Source organism: Micromonospora sp. WMMD1076 (genome assembly GCF_029581475.1).
Classification (GTDB): Bacteria; Actinomycetota; Actinomycetes; order Mycobacteriales; family Micromonosporaceae; genus Micromonospora; species Micromonospora aurantiaca.
The window spans coordinates 3,275,034-3,297,449 of the sequence record NZ_CP120862.1; the positions used below are offsets into that span (position 1 = coordinate 3,275,034).

21 protein-coding genes and 1 pseudogene are annotated in these 22,416 nt (G+C 73.8%); 11 read left to right on the plus strand and 11 right to left on the minus strand.

All coding sequences use genetic code 11. The features are described from left to right. Window positions 1–9: 9 nt before the first annotated feature. The 3 genes from O7622_RS15795 to O7622_RS15805 all read left to right on the plus strand — a co-directional run bounded on the left by O7622_RS15795 (window position 10) and on the right by O7622_RS15805 (window position 5,258). Window positions 10–1,044, plus strand: coding sequence for a transketolase C-terminal domain-containing protein (locus tag O7622_RS15795; RefSeq protein WP_282308929.1), 1,035 nt, complete (start codon window positions 10–12; stop codon window positions 1,042–1,044). Between the two features lie 126 nt (window positions 1,045–1,170). After that, complete coding sequence (locus O7622_RS15800; RefSeq protein ID WP_282308930.1) at window positions 1,171–3,960, plus strand: DEAD/DEAH box helicase; 2,790 nt, start codon at window positions 1,171–1,173, stop codon at window positions 3,958–3,960. Beyond that, complete coding sequence (locus O7622_RS15805; protein WP_282308931.1) at window positions 3,957–5,258, plus strand: SWIM zinc finger family protein; 1,302 nt, start codon at window positions 3,957–3,959, stop codon at window positions 5,256–5,258. The genes O7622_RS15800 and O7622_RS15805 overlap by 4 nt, the downstream gene beginning before the upstream one ends. Before the next feature lie 64 nt (window positions 5,259–5,322). Here the strand turns inward: O7622_RS15805 and O7622_RS15810 are convergent, their stop codons facing one another. From O7622_RS15810 to O7622_RS15820, 3 genes are all read right to left on the minus strand, one after another. Beyond that, window positions 5,323–6,306 carry a Gfo/Idh/MocA family oxidoreductase gene (locus O7622_RS15810; protein WP_282308932.1) on the minus strand — a complete coding sequence of 328 codons (984 nt, stop codon included), beginning with the start codon at window positions 6,304–6,306 and terminating at the stop codon, window positions 5,323–5,325. A gap of 70 nt (window positions 6,307–6,376) precedes the next feature. Then, window positions 6,377–7,363, minus strand: a complete 987-nt coding sequence (locus tag O7622_RS15815) for a zinc-binding dehydrogenase (RefSeq protein WP_282314153.1) — start codon at window positions 7,361–7,363, stop codon at window positions 6,377–6,379. Window positions 7,364–7,422: 59 nt separating this feature from the next. Then, window positions 7,423–7,878: an ester cyclase gene (locus O7622_RS15820; RefSeq protein ID WP_282308933.1), complete on the minus strand. Its 456-nt coding sequence runs from the start codon at window positions 7,876–7,878 to the stop codon at window positions 7,423–7,425. Between the two features lie 133 nt (window positions 7,879–8,011). Between O7622_RS15820 and O7622_RS15825 the strand changes: the two genes are divergently transcribed. Both O7622_RS15825 and O7622_RS15830 read left to right on the plus strand, forming a co-directional pair. After that, window positions 8,012–8,848 carry an NAD(P)H-binding protein gene (locus O7622_RS15825; RefSeq protein WP_282308934.1) on the plus strand — a complete coding sequence of 279 codons (837 nt, stop codon included), beginning with the start codon at window positions 8,012–8,014 and terminating at the stop codon, window positions 8,846–8,848. A 78-nt stretch (window positions 8,849–8,926) separates the two neighbouring features. Next, window positions 8,927–9,730, plus strand: a complete 804-nt coding sequence (locus O7622_RS15830; RefSeq protein WP_282308935.1) for a TetR/AcrR family transcriptional regulator — start codon at window positions 8,927–8,929, stop codon at window positions 9,728–9,730. Between the two features lie 12 nt (window positions 9,731–9,742). On the opposite strand, the gene O7622_RS15835 is transcribed toward O7622_RS15830, so the two are convergent. The 3 genes from O7622_RS15835 to O7622_RS15845 all read right to left on the minus strand — a co-directional run bounded on the left by O7622_RS15835 (window position 9,743) and on the right by O7622_RS15845 (window position 12,930). Next, window positions 9,743–10,180, minus strand: a complete 438-nt coding sequence (locus tag O7622_RS15835) for an Ohr family peroxiredoxin (RefSeq protein WP_282308936.1) — start codon at window positions 10,178–10,180, stop codon at window positions 9,743–9,745. Between the two features lie 135 nt (window positions 10,181–10,315). Beyond that, window positions 10,316–11,398 (minus strand): serine hydrolase domain-containing protein, encoded by a 1,083-nt coding sequence (locus O7622_RS15840; RefSeq protein WP_282308937.1) that lies wholly within the window; start codon window positions 11,396–11,398, stop codon window positions 10,316–10,318. Between the two features lie 29 nt (window positions 11,399–11,427). Further along, window positions 11,428–12,930: an FAD-binding oxidoreductase gene (locus O7622_RS15845; protein WP_282308938.1), complete on the minus strand. Its 1,503-nt coding sequence runs from the start codon at window positions 12,928–12,930 to the stop codon at window positions 11,428–11,430. A 193-nt stretch (window positions 12,931–13,123) separates the two neighbouring features. On the opposite strand from O7622_RS15845, the gene O7622_RS15850 reads away from it, so the two are divergent. Genes O7622_RS15850 through O7622_RS15860 form a run of 3 tightly spaced genes read left to right on the plus strand, consistent with a single transcriptional unit; the run spans window position 13,124 to window position 16,127 of the window. Beyond that, entirely contained in the window at window positions 13,124–13,984 is an 861-nt protein-coding gene (locus O7622_RS15850; protein ID WP_282308939.1) for a class I SAM-dependent methyltransferase, read from the plus strand. Next, the gene (locus O7622_RS15855; RefSeq protein ID WP_282308940.1) at window positions 13,981–14,715 is read left to right on the plus strand and encodes a transglutaminase-like domain-containing protein; all 735 of its coding nucleotides are present in this window, start codon (window positions 13,981–13,983) and stop codon (window positions 14,713–14,715) included. The genes O7622_RS15850 and O7622_RS15855 overlap by 4 nt, the downstream gene beginning before the upstream one ends. Beyond that, on the plus strand, window positions 14,712–16,127 hold the full coding sequence (locus O7622_RS15860; protein WP_282308941.1) for a UbiD family decarboxylase: 1,416 nt from the start codon (window positions 14,712–14,714) through the stop codon (window positions 16,125–16,127). Before O7622_RS15855 ends, O7622_RS15860 begins: the two co-directional genes overlap by 4 nt. 15 nt (window positions 16,128–16,142) lie before the next feature. Here O7622_RS15860 and O7622_RS15865 read toward each other — a convergent pair whose 3' ends face one another. Together O7622_RS15865 and O7622_RS15870 are read right to left on the minus strand one after the other, a co-directional pair. Further along, window positions 16,143–16,280 (minus strand): hypothetical protein, encoded by a 138-nt coding sequence (locus tag O7622_RS15865; RefSeq protein ID WP_282308942.1) that lies wholly within the window; start codon window positions 16,278–16,280, stop codon window positions 16,143–16,145. Window positions 16,281–16,968: 688 nt separating this feature from the next. Then, the gene (locus O7622_RS15870) at window positions 16,969–17,220 is read right to left on the minus strand and encodes a hypothetical protein (protein ID WP_282308943.1); all 252 of its coding nucleotides are present in this window, start codon (window positions 17,218–17,220) and stop codon (window positions 16,969–16,971) included. A 42-nt stretch (window positions 17,221–17,262) separates the two neighbouring features. On the opposite strand from O7622_RS15870, the pseudogene O7622_RS15875 reads away from it, so the two are divergent. Further along, a pseudogene (locus O7622_RS15875) lies at window positions 17,263–17,418 on the plus strand (GTP-binding protein); the annotation flags it as partial. A gap of 14 nt (window positions 17,419–17,432) precedes the next feature. Here O7622_RS15875 and O7622_RS15880 read toward each other — a convergent pair. The 3 genes from O7622_RS15880 to O7622_RS15890 all read right to left on the minus strand — a co-directional run bounded on the left by O7622_RS15880 (window position 17,433) and on the right by O7622_RS15890 (window position 20,310). Then, on the minus strand, window positions 17,433–17,750 hold the full coding sequence (locus tag O7622_RS15880) for a YciI family protein (protein ID WP_282308944.1): 318 nt from the start codon (window positions 17,748–17,750) through the stop codon (window positions 17,433–17,435). An 83-nt stretch (window positions 17,751–17,833) separates the two neighbouring features. After that, complete coding sequence (locus O7622_RS15885) at window positions 17,834–19,306, minus strand: NF041680 family putative transposase (protein WP_282308945.1); 1,473 nt, start codon at window positions 19,304–19,306, stop codon at window positions 17,834–17,836. A gap of 521 nt (window positions 19,307–19,827) precedes the next feature. Next, window positions 19,828–20,310, minus strand: a complete 483-nt coding sequence (locus O7622_RS15890; protein ID WP_282308946.1) for a septum formation initiator — start codon at window positions 20,308–20,310, stop codon at window positions 19,828–19,830. 102 nt (window positions 20,311–20,412) lie between these two features. Here O7622_RS15890 and O7622_RS15895 point away from each other — a divergent pair, with 102 nt between their 5' ends. Beyond that, complete coding sequence (locus tag O7622_RS15895) at window positions 20,413–21,108, plus strand: response regulator transcription factor (protein WP_282308947.1); 696 nt, start codon at window positions 20,413–20,415, stop codon at window positions 21,106–21,108. Further along, window positions 21,105–22,385: a HAMP domain-containing sensor histidine kinase gene (locus O7622_RS15900; RefSeq protein ID WP_282308948.1), complete on the plus strand. Its 1,281-nt coding sequence runs from the start codon at window positions 21,105–21,107 to the stop codon at window positions 22,383–22,385. The genes O7622_RS15895 and O7622_RS15900 overlap by 4 nt, the downstream gene beginning before the upstream one ends. Window positions 22,386–22,416: the final 31 nt, after the last annotated feature.

A 22,416-nucleotide genomic window follows, 5' to 3' on the forward strand; every position in this document is an offset into this window, starting at 1 on the left:
GGGAGCGTGATGCGGGAACTGACGTACTGGCAGGCGATCAGCGAGGCCACCGTGCAGTGCATGGCGGAGGACCCGACCGTGCTGGTGCTGGGGGAGGGGGTGGACGACCACAAGGGCACGTTCGGCACCACAAAGACCGCCTTCGAGCGGTACGGCGCGGCACGGGTGGTCGACGTGCCGAACTCGGAGAACGCCTGCGCCGGCATCGCGATCGGCGCGGCGGCCAACGGGATGCGTCCGCTGGTGGTGCACACCCGGGCGGACTTCATGTTCCTGGCCATGGACGCGTTGGTGAACCTGGCCGCGAAGTGGCGCTACATGTACGGCGATCAGGGCGGCGTGCCGGTGGTGACCCGGGGCGTTGTGGGTCGGGGCTGGGGGCAGGGCGCCACCCACTCGCAGAGCCCGCACGCGACGTTCGGCCACTACGCCGGCCTGTACGTGGCCACGCCCGCGTCGCCGGCGGACGCGAAGGGCCTGCTGGTGCAGGCGCTGCGCGGGGACACTCCGGTGGTGCTGATCGAGAACCGCAACCTCTACCCGATGACCGGGCCGGTGCCGGAGGAGCCGGAACCGGTGCCGTTCGGGGTGGGCCGGATCGTCCGGGCCGGCGACGACGTGACGGTGGTCGCCGCCTCGCTGATGGTGGCCGAGGCGGAGCGTGCCGCCGACCAGTTGGCGACGCGGGGGGTCGGGGTGGAGGTGGTGGACGTGCGCAGCATCCGGCCGTTGGACGAGCGGATCATCTGCGAGTCGGTCGCGCGTACCGGCCGGCTCGTGGTGGCCGACACCAGTTGGGCCCGCTACGGCTTCGCCGCGGAGGTGGCCGCCGTGGTGGCGGAGACGGTGCCGGAGGCGTTGCGCGCGCCGGTGCGCCGGGTGACGCTGCCGGACTGCCCGGCGCCGGTGTCGTGGCCGCTGGAGGAGGCGTTCCATCCGGGCGCGGACGAGATCGTGGAGGCGTGCCTGGCCCTGGTCGGTGACCGGCGCGGCGAGCTGCCGCGGTTGACCAGCGCGGCGGCCGGTTTCCACGGCCCGTACTGACCGGGCGCGACCGCGTCCGTCCCGGCCGGACGGCTTCGTCGGGTACTCTACGGTACGTTGTACGCTAGACGGGGTGGGCGACCGGCGGGTGGCTGCCGCCCGCGTCGACAATCGGGAGGTATCAGGGTGCTACTCGGGCGGTTCGCGGTCGTCTTCGAGCCGGGCGATCCGCCCCGGGCCGGCACGGTGAGCTTCTACGACCCGACCGGCGACGCGGTGCCGGACGAGTTCGACGAGTTGGGTGAGGTCTGCGGGCTGGAGCTGGCCCTGCCCCTCGACGGGCCGGTCGCCGCGTGGCAGGTGCAGGTCTGCGCCATGCCGGTCGCCGACGCGGTGCGGCATCTCGTCGCGCTGCGCGACGAGATGGACGTGACGCCGGCCGCGGCGTTCTGGTCGGCCGTGGCGGTCACCGGCCTGCACCTGGTCGCGCGCGGCCGGCTGCTGCCCGGCGTCAGCCCGTACGGGCACGACGCCTGGCGGGTCGGACCGTTAGACGTCGCCGACGTGCAGCGCATCCGTGTGCTCGCCGCGGCGATGCCGGCCGAGGCCCGCGCCGTGCCCGTCGACCCGTTCGCCGAGCCCCTCGTGCTGCCCGACGCCGAGGGCCTGGTCCGGGCGTTCCTGGACGCGGTGGCCGACACGCTGCCGCGCATCCCGGCGGCGCCGTGGCTGACCGGCGACGACCGGTTCACCGGCCTGGACCCGGAGCCGGTGGAGGAGCTGCGCGAGTGGGCGCAGGAGGTCTCCGCCGGCGTCGACACCGGGTTGCGGGTGGCGTTGCGGCTGGAGGGGCGGGGCGACTTCGAGACCACCGGCCTCACCGCCGTGGTCCGCATGCGCAGCCTCGCCGACCCGACCCTGGTCAGCGACGCGGCGGCGCTGTGGGAGGGCGACGAGCACGGGCTCGGCGAGCAGGCGACGTTCGAGGCCATGCTCGCGGTGCGCCGGGCCGCGACGGTGTGGCAGCCGCTGGGGCGGCTGCTCGACGAGGCCGCCCCGGTCGAGCTGGAGTTGCTCGACGAGGACCTGATCGACCTCCTCGGCGGCGCCGAGCGGCGGCTCGCCGGGGCCGGCATCGACGTCGAGTGGCCGCCGCAGGTGTCCCGCGAGCTCAACGCCCGCGTCCTGATCGGCTCGCCACCGGAACAGCCGGCCGATCCGGCCGGTTTCTTCCGCTCGGCGGCGCTGATGCCGCAGAGCTGGCAGCTCACGTTCGCCGGTGAGGCGCTCACCGACGCGGAGATGGACCTGGTCGCCAAGTCCCGGCCCATCGTCGCGCTGCGCGGGCAGTGGGTGGCGGTCGAGCCGGAGCTGGCGCGCAAGGCCCGGGAGCGGCAGCTCCGTCCGCTCAAGGCGTACGACGCGCTGGCCGCGACGCTGATCGCCAGCACCGAGGTGGACGACGAGCGCGTCGAGGTGGTGGCCGACGGCTGGCTCGGCGCGTTGCGCGAGCGGATCGCCGAGCCGGACGGCGGCCCCGAGCCGCTGGTCCCGCCGACCGGGCTGGACGGCACGCTGCGCGAGTACCAGTTGCGCGGGCTGCGCTGGCTGGACCGGATGACCTCGCTCGGCTTCGGCGGCTGCCTCGCCGACGACATGGGTCTGGGCAAGACGATCACGGTCATCTCGCTGCACCTGCGCCGCCGTGCCGATCCGGCGCTCACCGGGCCGACGCTCGTGGTCTGCCCGGCTTCGGTGCTGGGCAACTGGGAACGCGAGATCCGGCGGTTCGCCCCGGACGTGCCGGTCCGCCGGTTCCACGGGGCCGCCCGCTCGCTCGACGGACTCGACGACGGGTTCGTGCTGACCAGCTACGGCACCATGCGCCTGGACGCCGCAGTGCTGGGCGGGCAGCGGTGGGGGATGGTGGTGGCGGACGAGGCGCAGTACGTCAAGAACCGGCTCAGCGGTACCGCGAAGGCGTTGCGCGAGATCCCGGCCGGCGCCCGACTCGCGCTCACCGGCACGCCGGTGGAGAACAACCTCTCCGAGCTGTGGACCATCCTCGACTGGACCACGCCCGGGCTGCTGGACAAGGTCGGCACGTTCCGGGCCCGGTGGGCCCGGCCGATCGAGGTGGACCGGGACACGTCCGGCGTGGACCGGCTCGCCCGCCTGGTCCGGCCCTTCCTGCTGCGCCGCCGCAAGTCCGACCCGGGCATCGCGCCGGAGCTGCCGCCGAAGACGGTCACCGACCACCTGATCTCGCTCACCGACGAGCAGGCGACGCTCTACCGGCGGGTCGTCGACGAGGTGATGGGCGAGATCCGCACCAGCCCGACCAGCATCGCCCGGCGCGGTCTGGTGCTGAAGCTCCTCGTCGGCCTGAAGCAGGTGTGCAACCACCCGGCGCACTACCTCAAGGAGCCGCACGGCAAGCTCTCCGGCCGTTCGGAGAAGTTGCAGCTCCTCGACGACCTGCTGGAGACCATCCTCGCCGAGGACGGCGGCGCCCTGGTCTTCACGCAGTACGTGCAGATGGCCCGGCTGCTGGAGCGGCACCTGGCCGAGCGGGGCGTGCCGGCGCAGTTGCTGCACGGCGGCACGCCGGTGCCGCAGCGCGAGGAGATGGTCCGCCGGTTCCAGGCCGGCGCGGTGCCGGTGTTCCTGCTGTCGCTCAAGGCGGCCGGCACCGGTCTCAACCTGACCCGCGCCGACCACGTCATCCACTACGACAGGTGGTGGAACCCGGCGGTGGAGGAGCAGGCCACCGACCGGGCGTACCGGATCGGTCAGACCAAGCCGGTGCAGGTGCACCGGCTGATCGCCCAGGGCACCCTGGAGGACCGGATCGCCGCGCTGCTGGAGTCCAAGCGGGAGCTGGCCGACGCCGTGCTCAGCGGCGGCGAGACCGCCCTGACCGAACTGTCCGACGCCGAGCTGTTCCGGCTCGTGCAGCTGCGTGAGGAGGGATGAGCGACGTGGACTTCGACTTCGAGTTCGACGACGAGGCGGACGACGAGGCGGCCGAACCGGTCGAGGACGACGGGCGGGCCCGCAGCTTCCCGGCGTTCGGGCCGGGCCGGCGGATCGGCAAGAAGTTCGCCGACACCTGGTGGGGCAACGCCTGGATCGAGTCGATGGAGCACACCGCGCTCGACCCGGAACAGCTCAAGAAGGGACGGCGGTACGCGTTCGCCGGCCAGGTCGGCTCGATCACGGTCAGCCCCGGGCGGATCTCCGCGCCGGTGCACGACGGCGACCAGTACACCCCGCACGACACAGTGGTGCGGATCGGGACGCTCTCCGACGCGGAGTGGGACCGCCTGCTGGACAAGGTGGCCGCCAAGGCCGGGCACATCGCCGCGCTGCTCGACCGGGACATGCCGCACGACCTGGTGCACACCGCCGACGACGCCGGCGTGCGGTTGCTGCCCGGCTACGGCGACCTGGATCCGGCGTGCGACTGCCCGTCGTGGGACCACCCCTGCCGGCACGCCGCCGCCCTGTCCTACCAGGCGTCCTGGCTGCTCGACCGGGACCCGTTCGTGCTGCTGCTGATGCGCGGCCGGGCGGAGCCGGAGCTGATCGAGGAGCTGCGCGCGCGCAACACCGGCCGCGCGGCCGCCGCCGAGGAGGAGGACGCCGTCGGTGACCGGGCCGAGGAGGCGTACGCGGCCGTCCCGGCCGAGCTGCCCGGCCCGCCGCCGCCGGTGCGTGGTGAGCCGATGGCGCTCACGCCGCTGCTGGCCGCGCACGACGCGCCCGGCCTCGACGCCGAGGCGCTGGGGGTGCTCGCCGCGGACGCCGCGTCCCGGGCCCGGCACCTGCTCACCGCGACTGCGGCCGAGATGCTCGCCCCCGAGCCCGACGCCTGGCAGGACGCGGTGCGACTGGCGTCGCGGATGCCGCGCTCACGGGCCGCGCGCCGCCTCGGCGAGGCCAGCGGCCGGGCTGACGACCTGCCCCGGGCGATCAAGGCGTGGGAGTACGCCGGCGACGCCGGCCTGGACGTGGTCGACGCGGTGTTCGGCCCGCCGAAGGAGTTGGTGTCCCGGGCCACCGAGGCGCTGCGCGAGGCCGCGGGCATCGGTGGTGCCACGCCGGAGGTGAAGAACTGGCGTAACCGCTGGACCGTGGGTCGGGACGTGCAGGTGCGCTACGGACGCGACGGTCGCTGGTATCCGTTCCGCAGGCGCTCGGGGGAGTGGTGGCCGGCGGGCCTGCCCGGCCCGGAGCCGGCCGACGCGCTGCTGGACCTGGCAAAGGACTGAGTTGCGGACCGGTGGCCGGCCGGCGGGGTCCCGCCCCGGCCGGCCACCGCCGGCGCGTCGGCGCTCAGCGCCGCGGCCCTACCCGCCGGCCGACGGCGCGGATCGCGTCCAGCAGGGCGAGTCCGGCGAGGGTCCGCGCGCCGTGCGCGGCCGGTTCCGCGTCGCCGCGTACGGCGGCCAGGAAGGCGTCCAGGGCGCCCCGGAAGTGGTCCTCCGCGGGCAGCGTGCGCAGCTCCACCCGGTCCTGCCGGTGCAGCCGCAGCACCGGATGCCAGCCGGCCGCCGGGGTGAACGCCCGCTCCAGCACCAGCCGGCCCCGCTCGCCCCACAACTCGTAGCGGGAGCGGTAGGCGTGCGTGAAGCCGTACGTCAGGTGCGCGTCGACGCCGGCGGCGTCCCGCAGCAGCGCCGCGCCGCCCACCTCCACGTCGTAGCGTGGGTCGGTGCGCCGCGTGGCGCCGAGCACCTCCAACGGCGTGCTCAGGTGCAGCAGCGCGGCGTGCGCCGGGTAGTAGCCCACGTCGAGCAGCGCGCCGCCGCCGAGGTCGGACCGGTGCCGGATGTCGTCGGCGGGCAGCGGCGGCACGGCCATCGCCGCACCGAGCACCCGCAGGTCGCCGATCGCGCCGTCGGCGAGCAGCTCGGCCGCGACCCGGTGCTGTCCGTGGTGGACGAACATCCGGTTCTCCATCACCACCCGACCGGCCCGCCGGGCCGCCGCCAGCACCGCCGCGCCCTCGGCCGCGTCCACGGCCAGCGGCTTCTCCACCAGGACGTGCCGGCCGGCGGCCAGCGCGGCCGTCGTCTCGGCCGCGTGCCGTCCGGTCGGCACCGAGACGTAGACCGCGTCCACGTCGTCGCGCGCCAGCAGCTCGCGGTAGCCGGTGGTCGCCGCCGCGCCGAACCGGGCGGCGAACGCGGCCGCGCGGGCCGGGTCGCGCGCGGCGACCGCGGTCAGCCGGGCCGTCGAGCTGACCAGCGCCGGCACGAACCGGCGGGCCGCGATGGACGAGCAGCCGATCAGTCCGATGCGGATCGCGTCCGTCACGCCAGCCCCCTCCCTCGGTCCCGCCGGCCGGCGGGGAGCGCGCGGGACCCGCGCGCTCCCGGCGTGGCCGTCACGGCAGCAGGACCAGCTTGCCGACCACGCCGCCGTCGATCAGTTCCCGCACCGCGCTGCCGGCCTCCTCCAGCGGGTACCGGCGGGCCACCGTGGGTCGCAGCACGCCATCGCGGACCAGCGTGAACAGGCTGGCCAGGTCGTCGCGGAAGCGCGGTCCGGGCTTGACGTAGTACGTGCGCGCCCGCCGGCCGCGGGTCGCGCCGGCCAGCCCGGCCAGGTTCCATCCGATCACCCGGCGCAGCGCCGGCAGGTGCGGCCGGAACCACTGCCCCGGCGGGTAGCCGGCCACCGACGAGTCGTACGAGACCAGCGTCCCGCCGGGCGCGAGCAGCGACCAGCCGACGTCGAGGCCGGCGCCGCCGATGTGGTCGAAGACGGCGTCCACGCCCCGGGGGGCCAGTCGCCGCACCTCTCCGGCCACGTCCCCGCGGTAGTCCAGCGGTTCCGCGCCGAGCGCCCGCACCGCGTCGTGCTTGGCGGGCGACGCGGTGCCGAGCACCCGGATGCCGTGCCGCACGGCGAGTTGGGTGAGCAGCGTGCCCACCCCGCCGCCGGCGCCGTGCACCAGCACCGTCGCGCCGGGGCGGACCCGGGCGGAGCGGTGCAGCATCTGCCAGGCGGTGACGCCGTTGCAGACCAGCGCCACCGCCTCACCGGCGTCCAGCTCCACCGGTACGCGCGCCAGCGAGGCCGCGCTCACCTCGGCGTACTTCTGCCAGGCCCCGGTGCGGGGCATCGCCACCACCCGGTCGCCGACGTGCCAGCCGGTGACGCCCGGCCCGACCTCCACGATGTGCCCGACGAGGTCGTAGCCGGGCACGCACGGCGGTTTCGGCGGAAATGGGTGCAGCCCGCGCAGCGTCTGCACCTCGGCGAAGGAGATGCCGGCGGCCTCCACCCGGACGACCACCCGGCCGCGTCGGGCGCCCGGTCGTGGGGTGGTCTCCAGGCGGAGCTGTTCCGGCTCACCCACGGTGGTCATCACGACCCGACGGTTCGCCGTTCCCGGCGGGGCCTCGCGGCCCGTGTCCACGTCCATGCTCAGACGTCCGCGGGGACTTTGCCGAGCTCCTTGAGCATCGGCAGGTAGTTCATCACGTCCCAGTGCTCCACCACCTTGCCGTCGACGAACCGCAGCTCCTCCACGATGTGCCAGGTGACCTGCTTGTTCGTCGGCGGCAGGTCGCCGAACTGGCCCTTCTGCGTGGCGGTGATGGTGATCCGCAGCGCGACCCGGTCGCCCTCGGCGAGGATGCTCTTCACGTCCAGGTGCAGGTCGGGGAACGCCTGGAGGCCGCCCTCCATGCGCCGGATCATCTCGTCGGTGTCGACGACCGCGTCCTCGGAGTAGTGGACGACGTCCGGTGCCCAGTGCTCGATGATGCCGTTGAGCTCCCACCGGTTCCAGGCCGCCACCATCTGGAGGCAGCGTTCCTTGTTCTCGGCCAGGGTCCGCTCGTCGGTGACGGTCCGGTCGGCGTTCTCGGTCAGGGACATGTGGCACTCCTCGGGGCCGGACGGCTTGACGTGTCCACCCTCGCGACCTGCCCTCAAGGACCCCTCAAGGGCAGGTCGTGATGCTCCTGGCATCGCGGGCGCGGCCCGCCGAGGGAAGGGACGGGTGGAGGCGATGACGATTCTGGTGACCGGGGCGACCGGCCATGTGGGCCGGCACGTGCTCACGGAGTTGTTGGCGGAGGGGCACGCGGTGCGGGCGATGACCCGTGAGCCGGACCGGGCCGTGTTTCCGGACGGGGTGGAGGTGGTCCGGGGTGACCTGGCCGAGCCGGCCGGCCTCACCGACGCGTTGCGCGGGATCCGGCGGATGTACCTGTTCCCGGTGCCGGACACCGCGGCGGAGGTGGCCCGCCGGGCGGCCGACGCGGGCGTCGGGCACGTGGTGGTGCTCTCGTCGACCTCCGCGGCCGACGCCGGCAACTTCAGCGGCGTCTACCACCGCACGGTGGAGCGGGCGGTGGAGGAGAGCGGCGTGGACTGGACGTTCGTGCGGCCGGACGAGTTCGCCACCAACCTGCTGTGGAAGTGGGGGCACTCGATCCGGACCGAGGGCGTGGTCCGGGGCCCGTACCCGCAGGCCCGGCGCGCGTTGATCCACGAGGTGGACATCGCGGCGGTGGTGGCGCTCGCGCTGACCACCGACGGCCACGCCGGTCAGGTGTACGACCTGACCGGGCCGGAGGCGTTGGACCAGCGCACCCAGGTCGCGCAGCTCGCGGCCGCGACCGGGCGACCGATCCGCTTCGAGGAGGTGAGCCCGGCGGCGGCGCGCGCGGAGCTGACCGCGTTCATGCCGGAGGTGGTGGTCGACATGGTGCTGGGCTACCTCGCCGACTCGGTGGACCGGCCGCCGGTGGTGTCGCCGACGGTGGAGAAGCTCACCGGGCGGCCGGGGACGCCGTTCGTCCGCTGGGCGAGCGACCACGCCGACGCGTTCCGGCCGGCCTGACCGGCGCGTACGGGCCGGTCGGCGTTCGTCGCCCGGCCCGTACGCGATACGGTATGCGCCCGGTAGGATGGGGTCACTATGACGAAGGAGCGCATGGGCAAGGCCGACCCCGCACGCAGCCTGGCCATCCTCTGGCGCACCTGGGAGCCCACCAGCCGTGGGACGGGCCCGGGGCTCAGCGTCGAGCGGATCGTGCGGGCAGCCGTCGAGATCGCCGACGCGGAGGGCATCGACGCGCTGACCATGCGGCGGGTCAGCGAGGCGCTGGGCGCCGGCACCATGTCGGTCTACACCTACGTGCCCGGCAAGTCGGAGCTGCTCGACGTCATGGTCGACACCGTCTACGGCGACATGCCCCGCCCGGGCGACGTGCCGGGCGGGTGGCGCGGTCGGCTGGACCGGATCGCCCGGGACAACCTGGCGCTCTACCGCGCCCACCCGTGGCTGCTGCGCGCCGAGACCAGCCGGCCGGTGCTCGGCCCCCACACGCTCGCCAAGTACGACTACGAGCTGAGCGCGGTGGCCGGCGTGGGGCTCGACGACGTGGAGATGGACGCCGTGCTCACCCTGGTCCTGGGGCACGTCAAGAGCATCGCCCGGGCCGGTTACGACGGCGCGGAGCTGGAGCGCGAGACCGGGATGACCGATGGGCAGTGGTGGCAGACCCACGGCCCGTGGCTGGAGAAGTTCATGAATTCCGGCAGCTACCCGACCGCGGCCCGGGTCGGCTCCGCGGCCGGGGCGGCGCACGGCGCGGCGTACGGCCCGGAGTACGCGTTCGAGTTCGGGCTGCGGCGGGTGCTGGACGGCATCGCGGTGGTGGTCGCCGAGCGCACGGGTGAGGCCGGTCCGGTCGGCTCGGGCCCGGCCGCCGCCGGGTAGCCCGCAGCCCGCTCAGCGCGTCGCCTCGGCCGGCACGGCGACCCGGGCCAGCACCACCACGTCACCGCGCAGCGCGGCCGAGTAGGGGCAGGTCTCGTGCGCCCGCCGGACCAACGCCTCGGCCTGCTCCGGCGGCAGTCCGGGCAGCTCCGCGCGCAGCTCCACGGCCAGGCGCAGCGCGTCGCCGACGCTGCCCAGGGCGACCCGGGCGGTGACCGCCGATCCGGTCAGGTCGACGTCGTCCTGCCGGGCGATCCAGCGCAGCGCGCTGTGAAAGCAGGCCGCGTACCCGGCGGCGAAGAGCTGCTCCGGGTTGGTGCCGGTCCCGCCGGCCCCGCCCAGCGCCGGCGGCGCCGAGAGCGTCGCGGTCAGCACCCCGTCGTCGGTGCGGACGCTGCCCTCCCGTCCGTCGCCGGTCGCGGTCGCCTCGGTCACGTACAGCAGATCCATGCCCTGCTCCTCTGCGTGCTGGTCCGGCCGCCGGTGCGCCGGCGCCCGGACGCGGCCGGTCTCGTCCGGGGTCGGTGACGTGCCGGCGGCGGGCGGCCCGGTCCGGGCGCCCGCCCGCCGCCGGCGGAGGTGCGGTCAGAGGCAGTCCGCGGCGGCGTTGATGGCGTCCACCACCGCGTCCTCGAAGACGCCGGAGAAGTCGTCGGGGTCGATGTCCAGCGTGATCGACGACTCCAGCCGCTGCCGGCCGTCCAGCGTGGCGCCGATGAACGTGGCGTAGCCGGGGATGCCGCCGCCGTGGCCCCAGAGGCTGATGCCGCGCTCGGTGACCAGGGGCATGAAGCCGAGGCCGTAGCCGTTGGACATGGGCAGCGTCACCCACTCCGGCGGCACGGTGGTCTTCATCTGCTCGAGCTGCTCCGGCTGGAGCAGCTTGCCGGTGACCAGGGCCACCAGGAACGTGTCGAGGTCCTTGGTCGTCGAGATCATCTCGCCGGCCGAGCACGCCTCGGACGGGTTCATCTCGGTGACGTCGACCGACCTGCCCTTGATCTTCATGTAGCCCCGGGCGTGGCTGCCCGGGATGTGCGGGTCGTCGCCGGGCAGCACGGTGTCGCGCAGCCCGAGCGGCTCGATGATCCGGGTCCGGATCTCCTCGGCGTAGCTGCGGCCGGTGACCGCCTTGATCAGCAGGCCGAGGACGATGTAGTTGGTGTTCGAGTACTCGAACGTGCTGCCCGGGGTGAAGTTCAGCGGCTTGTCCGCGGCGATCTTCACCAGGTCCTCGGGGTCGAAGTGCTTGTAGCGGTCCCGCTCGAAGCGGTCACCGGGGCGCTGGAACGCGTCGGCGTGGTTGTACAGCCCGCTGGTGTGCTGGAGCAGGTTGCGGACCGCCACCTCCCCGCCCTGCGGCAGCAGCCCCGGCAGGTACTCCCCGATCGGCTTGTCGAGGTCGATCCGGCCCTCGGCGACGAGCTGGAGCAGCACCGTAGCGACGAAGACCTTGGTGATGCAGGCGATCCGGAACTTGCCGTCGGTGGGCACCGGGTCGTCGTCGCCGTACTTCCGTACGCCGGCGCGCACGGTGAACGTCTCGTCGCCACTGGTGACCCGGAACTGGGCGCCGGCCGCACCGACGGTCACCAGCTTGTCGACCGCCTCCTGGAGCCGGATGCGCTTCGGGTCCTTCGTCTCGGGCTTGACCATGGTGTCGGTCATCGTGGACGGATTCCTTTCCTCGGCCCGGTTCACTGAACGGACAGGGCGTGGCTGAAGACGGTGAGCGGATCCCACCGCTTCTTGATCTGTTGCAGGCGCGGGTGGTTCTCCTTGAAGTAGAGGTACTGCCAGGGCGCCCCGGAGGCGTTCCACCGCGGGTCGGCCATGTCGACGTCGGGGAAGTTGATGTAGCAGCCGTCGTTGCGGTCGTCGGGCAGCGGGACGCCGCCGGTCGCCGCGTACACGTCCCGGTACAGCCGGCGGGTCCAGTCGAGGTTCGCCTCGTCGGTCGACGGGTCCGCCCAGGACGTCAGGTAGAGCGCCCGCAGGACCGAGTCGCGCTGGGCGGTCGCGGTGGCGTCCGGTGCGACGGCGTTCGCGGCGCAGCCGTACGACTGGAGTGAGATCGTGGCGCTGGAGAAGGCGTGGCCGTCGCCCCACAGGTGGTCGTGGATGGTGTCGATCTGGGCGTCGGTGTAGCCGCGCCGCAGGTACGCCGACTTGATCTTGTGCCGGCCGGACTCGCCGTCCTGCGCCCGCGCCAGCTTCACCATCGTGGACAGCCACGGCGCCCGCTCCCCCTGCATGTCGTAGCGGGGCGCATCGACGTCCCCGGTCATCTCCCGCACCGCGCGGGCCAGCATCTCCTCGGCGTCCGCGCCGGTGCCGTCGAGGTGGTTGAACAGGATCGCCCCGATGCCCGGATCGTCCTGGGGCGCCACCGCGAACAGCACCAGCCCGCTGAACAGCCCGGCGTACGGCGAGTCGGGAGCGCTGTTGCGCTCGTGCCAGCGGCCGTGGCCACCGACCAGCGCCCGCAGTGCCTCCCGGGTCAACCCCTCGCGCGGGAACACGGTGCTCGACGCCAGCACCGACGCCGGCGGCCGGGGCAGCAGGTCACCCGGCTCGCCCTCGGCGCCCGGGCTGCGCAGCCAGTAACGGGTCACCACGCCGAAGTTGCCGCCGCCCGCGCCGGTGTGCGCCCACCACAGGTCGTGGTTCGGGTCCGCCGGGTCGCGGGTGGCCACCACCGCCCGGGCCCGGCCGTCCGCGTCGACCACCACGACCTCGACCGCGTACAGGTGGTCGGAGCAGGCGCCGAAGCGTCGGGACAGCGGGCCGTACCCGCCGCCGAGCAGGTGGCCGCCGATCCCGACCAGCTCGCTCGCGCCGCCGGGCACGGTGACGCCCCAGCCGAGGTAGAGCGCCCGGTACAGGTCCATCAGCCGGACGCCCGGCTCGACCGCGAAGGCCTGCCGCTCCGCGTCGAACCCGACCCGGTCCATGGCGGCCAGGTCGAGCACCACCCGGACCGTCGGGTCGGACACGAAGTCCTCGTAGCAGTGACCGCCGCTGCGGACCGCGATACGCTGCCCGGCCCGGACCGCGTCCTGCACCGTCCGGACGACATCCTCGGTCGAGCGGGCCAGGACGAACGCGTCCGGTCGTGGGGAAAAGCGGGCGTTGTCGCCCCGGACCACGAAGTCCTCGTACCGTGGGTCGCCCGCCGCGATGCGTGCCAGTCCCGACATGCTGCACCCCTTCTCTGGCCGTCGTCAGCGGATCGATCGTGGGCGGTCCCGCTCGAGGCCGCGCACAGCTCCGCTGGAGCCGCCGGGCGGCGCCTGTCGCTCCGGTGGGCCTCGAACCCGGCTCCACCGGGCCGGGGCAGGGTCGGACCCGGGCGGACGCAGCCGCCCGCCCACTTACGACCCGGGAGTTGACGTGGATACCGCGACGTACAAGACGGCCGTGACGCAGGCGTTCAACCAGGCCGCCGCCAGCTACGACCGGATGGGCGTGGAGTTCTTCACGCCGATGGGCCGCCGGCTGGTGGAACGGGTGGCGCCACGGCCCGGGGACCGCGTCCTCGACGTCGGGTGCGGACGTGGCGCCTGCCTCTTCCCGGCCGCCGAACGGGTCGGGCCGACCGGCCGGGTGCTGGGTGTCGACATCGCCGAGGCGATGGTCGGCGAGGCCCGCGAGGCGGCCCGCCGGGCGGGACTGACCACGGTCGAGGCCCGGGTGATGGACGGCGAGCACCCGGACCTGCCGGCCCGCTCGTACGATGTGGTCACCGGCAGCTACAGCGTCATCTTCTTCCCCGACGCGCCCGCCGCGCTGGCCCGCTACGCGGGGCTGCTCGCCGACGGCGGCCGGCTCGGCTTCACCAGCCCGGTCTTCACCGCCGACACGTTCCCGTTCCTGCCTCCGGTCTTCACCGAGCTGATCCCGCGGGAACTGCTGCGCAACCTGCCGCCGGAGTGGCAGCCGGCGGAGCTGTCCCGCCGATTCAACAGTTGGCTGGCCGACCCCGCCGACCTGGTGCGGACGCTGCGCGGGGCCGGTTTCGCCGACGTCGACATGGCGGACGAGGACGTGGCGATGACCGCCGCCTCCGGAACCGCCTGGGTGGACTGGTCACACACGCAGGGCATGCGGCTGCTCTGGCAGCACCTGCCGGTACGCGAGAGCGCCGAGCTGCGCGAGCGCCTGATCACGGCACTCGACGTGATGCGCCCGGGGGACGGCCCGCTGACCATCCCGGTTCCGGTCCGCTACGTCACCGCCACGGTGGCCCGGTGAGCCCCGACCGGCCGGACCCGGCCGCGTCCGTACCCGAGGTGCCGACGGGCACCGTCCCGCCGAGCGCGGCGGACCTCGCCGCGACCTGGTTCCTGGACCACGACTCGACCGAGGTGGCCGACTTCGTGACCCGGCACGCCCCGCCCGGCCCGGACCTCACCGCGCGGGCTGTCGCGCTCTACTACGCCGTCCGCGACTCGGTCCGCTACGAGGTCTACGCCGCCGACATGAGCCGGGACGGGTTGCGGGCCAGCACCGTCGCCCGCGCCGGCACCGGCCTGTGCATCCACAAGTCGATGCTGTACGCCGCCGCGCTGCGCGCCATCGGCGTGCCGAGCCGGCTGGTCCTCGCGGACGTGCGCAACCACCTCACCTCCGACCGCCTGCGCGCGTTGATGGGCGGCGACGTCTTCCGCCACCACTGCTACACGCTGGTGCACCTGGACGGCCGGTGGATCAAGGCCACGCCGGTGTTCAGCCGCCGGCTGTGCCGGTTGTACCGGATCGGTGAACTCGAGTTCGACGGGCGCACCGACAGCCTGTACCACCCGTACGACATGGACGGCCGCCGGCACATGGAGTTCCTCCGCGTGCACGGCGAGTTCAGCGATCTGCCGTACGACCGCATCGTCACCGACCTGCGCCAGGCGCACCCGAACCTGTTCGCGCCGGCCATGCGCTTCGTCAACGGGTCCCTGGAACGGGACGCGCTCGGCGCGGGGACCCGGTGACCACGCCCGCGCTCTGCCTGCGCGCGGCCGTGGCCGAGGTGCGGGGCGTCGAGCCGGGCCGCTACCACGAACGCCGCCACCTGCCGCTCGACGCGGTGGCGGCCGACTACGCCCGCCGGTACGCCGGGGTGCCGGCCACGCCCCGCGCCGTCGAGGAGGACGTGGTCCGCTACCGGTCGCCCGGCCCGGACGGGCTGCCGGTGCTGCTCGGCCTGTACGGGGACGCGGACCGGGTCCGCCGCTGGCTGCCCGGATACCCGGCCCGGGTGACCCGCCGGGCGGTACGTCGGCTGCTCGGCGCCACCCGGGCGCCGGTGGCCGGGGCCCGGTCGGCGGACCACCGGCCGGTCGACCTCACCTCGCTGCCGGCGCTGCGGGCGACGCCCCGCGACGCCGGGGCCTACCTGACCACCGGCGCGGTGCTGGCCCGGCACGGCGGCGAGACCGCGTTCTCCGTACACCGGATGCTGGTGCTCGACCGCGAGCGGCTGACGCTGTGGATGGTGCCCGGCCGCACCCTGGGCCGCCTGTACGAGCAGGCGCGCCGCGCCGGCCGGAAGCTGCCGGTGTCGATCAACATCGGCATCGCGCCCGCGGCCATGATCGCCTCGGCGGTCAACGCCCGGTTCCTGCCCGCCGGCGTCGACAAACTCGCGCTGGCCGGCGCGCTGGCCGGCACGCCGTTGCGACTCGCGGACGCGGTGACCCAGCCGGCGCCGGTGCTCGCCGACGCGGAGATCGTGCTGGAGGGTCACCTCGACGGCGCCACCGCCGACGAGACGCTCGACGACCGGGTGGCCGGCTCGCTGCCGGAGTTCCTCGGCTACCACGGCCGGGCGCAGTCCGGCCTGCCGGTGGTCACGGTGACCGGGATGACCGTGCGGCCCGGCGCGGCGTTCCAGGCGGTGGTCGGGCCGGGTCGGGAACAGTCGGTGATCCTCGGCCTGGCCGGCGCGCTGTCGGTGCAGCTCGCCGGTCGGGGGCGCGACTGGGGCCTGGTCCGGGACCTGCACTTCAGCCCGGCCGGGGGCGGCATGCTCACGCTCGTGGCCGGCCTGCGCAAGCGCTCGCCGGGGGACGACGCCGCGCCCGGCCGGCTGGCCCGGGAGGTGTTCGACGCCCACCCGTTCGCCAAGCTCGTCGTGTTCACCGACGACGACGTGGACGTGCGCTGCGCCGAGGACGTGTTGTGGGCGATGTCCACCCGGTCCAACCTGGGCGCCGACTGTGGCACCTTCGCCGACTTCCCGCCGCTGCCGATGGACCCGTCGCAGAGCGACGCCTGGCGGGCGGAGCGGGGACCCGCCGGCCGGTCCTGGGTGGACGCCACGGTGCCGTACCGCCTGCGACCGGACGCCGAGCGGGCCTTCGCGCCGGGCCCGGCCCCGGTCGCCCGGCGGCGCGGGCGGTGACCGCCGCGCCGCCCGTCAGGTGGTCAGCGGGGTGAGGAAGACCGTGGCGGTGCAGCCGATCGCGCCGACGTTGGTCACGGTCAGGACGAGCTGGCGTTGGGCGGTGCCGTCGGGATTGATCCGTTGGACGTACCAGCTGCGGGTGATCTCCATCTGGCACGGGTCGGTGAGCTGCGCGCCCCAGGGGACAGGCCGAGCAGGTGCGTGGCGGTGAGCACGGTCGGTGACACCTGCTCGACCCAGCGGTAGTTGCCGCTGGCGCCGGGTGCGAGCGGGGCGGTGGTGCAGTCGTACGTGGATGGTTGCGTGGAGAGCAGGACGGTGGCCGCGCAGGTGACGGCGCCGCTGTCGCGGAGCTGGAAGTGGAAGCGTCGTTCCCCGCCCGGTTGTTGCGAGTACCAGCGGCGGGTCGCCTCGAACTGGCAGGGCAGGGCGGCGCTCGCGCCGGTAGGGGAGAAGAAGCCCACCTGGCAGGCGACGGGTTAGCGGGTTGGCGTTGTTCCACACCCAGCCCTGGGGTGTCGCCCGGCGCGACCTGCCCGGCCGACCACGAGGCCGCCAGACCGGCGACGCCCGGTCCGCCGCCAGACCTGGTCGTCGCCGACGTCGGCACGACCCGCTCGGACCGGATCCCGGAGGCCCGCGGAGCGTCGGGCGGAGCCGCGGCGGCGAGGGCGCCCCAGCCGGCGAGCAGAAGGAGTGCCACCGCCGCGCCGGGGCGCTTCTGCCGCGTCGATCCTCACACCTGGCGCCCCCCCGTGTGATCCTCGTCGTCGACGCCCACGATCGGACGCGGGACGGTCCACCGGATCGACCACGACGGATGGGTGGCACCGTCGTGTCAGTGGGTGTACGGCGCGTCGGCGGAGCGGGTCGGCCAGATCACTGTCGCCTTCGGCCCGGCGACGGTGGCCGAGGTGACCGGGATGCGGTCGCCCGGGTCCACCACGGCGCGGTACGTCGGCTTGCCGCCGGTGTTGCCCCGGAAGACGACACTCCAGAACTGGCCGGTCCCGCCGGTGCGGACGAGCACCGCGCGAGCGGCGTCGGCGGCCTTGTCGCCGTCCAGGTCGCCGACGGCGCACGGCTGCACGCACTGCGGCCTGTACAAGGGACGTCAGGTGGTGGGCCAGCCGTGACCGGCCGGCTGCCGGTGACGGTCCTGTCGGGGTTTCTCGGTGCCGGCAAGACGACCCTGCTCAACCACGTCCTGGCCAACCGGGACGGGCTGCGCGTGACGGTGATCGTCAACGACATGAGCGAGATCAACATCGACGCCGCGCTGGTCCGCGGCTGTGGTCGGCGTCAGCCGCGTACTCGGGAGCCGTCGACGCCAAGTATCCCCGCCAACGCCGGGTGAACCCGCCCCGGATCGATCGTCGTAACCGTGTACTTGGCGACCCCTGCCACGACGAACGGGTCCTCCGCAAGAATCCGCTCGACTGCTGCACGATCGACGGCGCACGCCACGATGGCACCGCCCTCCACCGAGGGCACCGCCTGCCCGGACACCAAGAACGCCCCCTCGTGGTGATAGCGCTCCAAGAAGAGGACATGATCGGCGACGAACGGCTCCGCTTTCTGCTCCGACCCCGTGTACTGCAGGAACAGCAGGTGCAACATTCGAATCCCCTCAGCTCTCCCCAGGCGAACGGCACATCATGGCGCCTGCTGACCGACTTCTGAAACACGGCCTATCTTGATCTTTAACCTGTGCGGCGTGGCCTCGGGTTATTCGAAGTCTTCGTTTTCTTTGTGCCGCCTTTCGGCTTTGTGCTGGTAGCGGCGGTGACGATGTGGACGTCGTGGCGGGTTGCCGGGTGGCGGTTGCGTAGTCCGGGTGGTCGGCCGGGTCCTGGTCGGGACGGTTTCGGCGCGCGGGCGGGGTTGCCGGCTTTGCCGCGCAGGTGCCGAAACCCTCGCCGGACGCGGGCGGGCGTGAGCCGCTCGGGCGACGCTGGGCGTTCCCAGGGCCGGCGCAGGTCGCCGACGGCGCCTCGGGCGAGGCGCAGCTGGGTATAGGCGGCCAACACGAGCCAGGTCCAACGGTCGGCGGCGTGCGGATCGCGCAATTTCGGGCTGGTCCAGCCGAGGGTTTGCTTGAGCATGCGGAAGGTGTGTTCGATGTCGAAGCGGCGCAGGAACGCCTGCCAGAGCAGGTCGACCTCGGCGGCGGTGGCTTCCGGCTGCGACCACCAAAGCCAGACCGGTTTCGCGATGGCACCTGATGGCAGCCGGTCGACGGTCAGCAGGATCACGGTGCCCTCGATGATCGGCAGCGGGCCGTGCTGGGCGGCCCACGCGGTGCGATGGGTCAGCCTGGGGTGCAGCCGGCGCCAGGCCCGGACGGTCGCGGTGCCGTAGAGGCGGGTGTCGGCGGTCGTGGCGACGGCCGGGTCGCCCCAACTGGCCGGGTCACCGAAGATGAACTCGCCGCCATGCCTTGGTGGGCGGCCGGTGGTGCCCGGCAGCCGGGGTGGCGTGGGCCGGCGCAGCACCCGGTCGGAACGCATCCGCACCAGAACCTGAACCGGCAGGTCGGCCAGCAGGAACGCCAGCCGCGGCCCGTCGTATCCGGCGTCCGCGACGATCCACACATCCGGATCACCAGGCTGCCACTGCCCGGCAGCGATCAGCCGTCGCACCACGTCCCGCAACTGCCCGGCGGTGACCGTGGCAGCGTCATCGCCGGGCGCCAGCCGGCGGGCGTCCAACGGCGCGGTCCACGAGGTGCGCCCGGCCTCCAGGGCGGTGACGAACGAGTACGGCCAGCCCGGCACCCCGATGTGGGTGTCCTTGCCGCGCCCGTAGGTGTGACACAGCACCCGCTGCGGGCAGGTATGCGCCTCCGGCCGCAGCCAGCAGGTCACGTCCACCGCCAAAACGATCCGCCCGTCCGCGGCCCGCGGCAGCGGCACCGCCGCCACCGCTGTCCGCAGCCGCTCGATGTCGATCCGGCCGCAGTTCAACGCCGCGTACAGCGAGCCGTGACCGCGGCGGTGCTCACCCACCAGCGACAACTCGACCAGAGACCGCACCGGCGCGCCTGCGCACAACAGCGCGTCGGCCAGCTCGAACAACGCATCCCCACGAGCGGTAAGACAGGCGTGGAACTCACGCCGGAACGCGGCCAGCCGCCCGACCTCACCGCTCGAACCGGCATCATGCACACTGATCACCAGACAGCCCTTGGTTTGCGATCTTCTTCCCTAGACAAGAGGAATGATCGATCAAGGGCTGTCACCATGATCAGCCGGGGTCGACGCCACCGCCCAACAGGTTAAAGATCAAGCTATGAGCCTACTTGGGCAGGTCGCTGGGGGCGCCCGTGCGGTAATGAGGCAGTGCGCGCCGAACCGTCCGGCGCGCGATGGCGACTGCTCGATCGTGACGGGCCGTGTCACCTCGATGCTCACCGAATGCGGGGTGGATGCCACCACCGCAAGGGTGATCGGATGGCTTGACCCGCGGGAGTTGGTCCGACGGCCGGCCGCCGCCCCTCGCCGGGTTTTCGAGCTGGGTGTGGCGCGGTCCTGCCTGCTGGCCGGCCCGGCCGGGCATCGGTGTGGCAGTTGTGCGGCAAGCGGGATCGGCGGTGATCGCACCCTTCGCCCTCGGAACGAGGTCGATTCCCGCCCGTAATCAGTCGGCGAGCTGTCCGAGCATGGACAGAAGCGCAGGTCATGCCGCATGAGTGAGGTCAGTCGTCCGGCTCGGACACCGGCTCGTCGCCGAGGCAGCGTACCTTCAGTTCGTACGCTCCCGCTGCTCCCTCGAAGCGGACCTCCACGTCGTCGTCCGGCCCCCGGTCGACGTCCCGCACGCGGAAGCCCTGTGCGGGTGCCCAGGACACCAGCCGTATGCCCTGCGGTGTGCACTCGGCGACCGCCGAGCCCCCGGCGGTGGTGAAGCTCCGCCGGGTGCCTGTGCTGGTCGGCGTCATCGTCGGGGCCGATCCGGTGGCCGGCGGGACGGCGGCGGTCGGTGCGGGCGTCGACGGGGGGCTCGGCGGCGGCACCGGGTCGGCCTCCAGGTCGCGGGCGATCTCGTCCTCGCTGCGCACCCCGCCCGGCGTTCCGGTGATGCTGTCCCCGACCATGCGGATCGCGCCCATCCCGATCAGGGTGGCGACCGTGGCGGTGGCCAGCCACCCGGCGACGACGAGGAGCGAACGGCGAGGCATCCACCGAGTCTGCCCGGCCGGAGGTTGGCGCCGGGACAGCGGCGCGCTAAGGGACGGTTAACGGCGCTGCCGTGCGACGCGGTCAGTGGTTAACCTGCGAGGGTGGCCCGCCTGCTGCTCATCGAGGACGACCTCACGATCCGGACGCCGCTGATCCGGGCGCTGCGTGAACGGGGACACGCGGTCGCGGCTGCCTCGACCGCGATGGCCGGGCTGCGCGATGCCCTCGACGACCGGCCCGACCTGGTCGTGCTCGATCTGGGTTTGCCCGATTTGGACGGCCGGGAACTGCTGCGGATGCTGCGCGCGGTCAGCGCGGTGCCGGTCATCGTGGCCACCGCCCGCGACGATGAGACCGAGATCGTCCGGGTACTCGACGTGGGCGCCGACGACTACGTGGTGAAGCCGTTCACGGCCGCGCAGCTCGACGCGCGGGTCCGCGCGGTGCTGCGCCGGGGGCCGTCCGGTGCCGGCGCACCCGACCCTCCGCTGGTCGTGGGCGGGCTGCGCGTCGACCCCCGCTCCCGGCAGGTGACGCTCGACGACGCGCCGGTCGAGCTGACCCCGCGCGAGTTCGACCTGCTGCACCATCTGGCCGCCCGCCCCGGCCAGGTCGTCACCAAGCGGGAACTGCTGACCGAGGTGTGGCAGATCCCGTACGGCGGTGCCGACAAGACCGTCGACGTGCACCTGTCCTGGCTGCGCCGCAAGCTGGGTGAGACGGCGCAGGAGCCGCGCTACCTGCACACCGTGCGCGGGGTCGGGGTGCGCCTCGACCCGCCGGGGGCGACCGGGTGAGGGCCCGACTCGCCCTGCTGGTGGCCGCCGTCAGCGTGCTCACCCTGGTCGCGTTCCTGGTGCCCTTGGCGTTGCTCGTGCGGACCGTCGCCGAGGACCGCGCCACCGTCCGGGCGACCGCCGACGCGCAGAGCCTCGTGCCCGTCGTGGGCACCGAGGACGCGGCGACGATCCGGCTGACCGTCGAGCAGTTGGCCGCCGACTCCGGCCGGCCGGTGAGCGTCTACCTGCCCGACGGCACCGTGCTCGGCGCGCCCGTACCGCGTACGGCCGCGGTGGCGCTCGCCGCCCGGGGCCAGAGCCTGACCGGGGAGTCGGCGGCGGGGCGCGAGGTCGTCATCGCCGTACAGGGCCGGCCGGACGGCACCGGCGTGATCCGGGTGCAGGTGCCCCGGGCCGAGCTGACCGCCGGGGTGACCCGGGCCTGGCTGGTGCTCGCCCTGCTCGGTCTGCTGCTGGTCCTGATCGGGCTGCTGGTCGCCGACCGGCTGGCCCGCACCCTGGTCCGGCCCATCGACGCGCTGTCGGCCGTGTCGCACCGGCTGGCCAACGCGGAGCTGGACGCCCGGGTCACGCCGTCCGGTCCGGCCGAGCTGCGTGAGGTGGCCGGCGCGCTAAACCACCTCGCCGGCCGGATCCAGGTGCTGCTGGTGCAGGAACGCGAGCAGGTGGCGGACCTGTCCCACCGGCTGCGGACCCCGTTGACCGCGCTGCGGCTGGAGGCGGAGTCGCTGCGTGACCCGCAGGATGCGGCCCGGGTCACCGCCGCCGTCGACGGGCTGGAACGGGCCGTGACGAGTCTGATCCGGCAGGCTCGGTGGCGGCAGTCGCCGCGGGCGGGACCGACCGGCACGGACGCCGCCGAGATCGTCGGCGAACGGGTTGCCTTCTGGTCGGTGCTCGCCGAGGACACCGGGCGCGTGCTGACGTTGGACCTCGCGCCCGGTCCGCTTCCGGTCGGCGTACCCGGCGACGAGCTGGCCGCGGCGGTGGACGCCCTGCTCGGGAACGTCTTCGCGCACACACCGGACGGCACCCCGTTCACCGTCCGATTGGCTCTCGACGACGGTCAGGTGGTGCTGACCGTGGCCGACCAGGGGCCGGGCCTGCCGGCCGACGCCGTGCGCCGGGGGGCGAGCGCGGCCGGCTCCACGGGGCTCGGTCTGGACATCGCCCGCCGAGCGGCGCAGGCCGCAGGCGGCCGTCTTGAGCTGCGCGTCGGTGGTGGGGACGGCGGGGCCGAGGTGCTGCTGCGGCTGGGCCCGCCGAGGGCTTAGCCCGGCCTTAACGTCGGGACAGCGCGGTGCT

Excerpts from the sequence above, each read along its gene's own strand:
- O7622_RS15880 (WP_282308944.1), bottom strand. The coding sequence starts at position 17,750 with ATGTTGCACCTGCTGTTCCTGCAGTACACGGGGTCGGAGCAGAAAGCG.
- O7622_RS15890 (WP_282308946.1), bottom strand. The coding sequence starts at position 20,310 with ATGCCTCGCCGTTCGCTCCTCGTCGTCGCCGGGTGGCTGGCCACCGCC.
- O7622_RS15840 (WP_282308937.1), bottom strand. The coding sequence starts at position 11,398 with ATGACCGACACCATGGTCAAGCCCGAGACGAAGGACCCGAAGCGCATC.
- O7622_RS15805 (WP_282308931.1), top strand. The coding sequence starts at position 3,957 with ATGAGCGACGTGGACTTCGACTTCGAGTTCGACGACGAGGCGGACGAC.
- O7622_RS15825 (WP_282308934.1), top strand. The coding sequence starts at position 8,012 with ATGACGATTCTGGTGACCGGGGCGACCGGCCATGTGGGCCGGCACGTG.
- O7622_RS15845 (WP_282308938.1), bottom strand. The coding sequence starts at position 12,930 with ATGTCGGGACTGGCACGCATCGCGGCGGGCGACCCACGGTACGAGGAC.
- O7622_RS15830 (WP_282308935.1), top strand. The coding sequence starts at position 8,927 with ATGACGAAGGAGCGCATGGGCAAGGCCGACCCCGCACGCAGCCTGGCC.
- O7622_RS15815 (WP_282314153.1), bottom strand. The coding sequence starts at position 7,363 with ATGACCACCGTGGGTGAGCCGGAACAGCTCCGCCTGGAGACCACCCCA.
- O7622_RS15835 (WP_282308936.1), bottom strand. The coding sequence starts at position 10,180 with ATGGATCTGCTGTACGTGACCGAGGCGACCGCGACCGGCGACGGACGG.
- O7622_RS15865 (WP_282308942.1), bottom strand. The coding sequence starts at position 16,280 with ATGGAGATCACCCGCAGCTGGTACGTCCAACGGATCAATCCCGACGGC.
- O7622_RS15795 (WP_282308929.1), top strand. The coding sequence starts at position 10 with ATGCGGGAACTGACGTACTGGCAGGCGATCAGCGAGGCCACCGTGCAG.
- O7622_RS15820 (WP_282308933.1), bottom strand. The coding sequence starts at position 7,878 with ATGTCCCTGACCGAGAACGCCGACCGGACCGTCACCGACGAGCGGACC.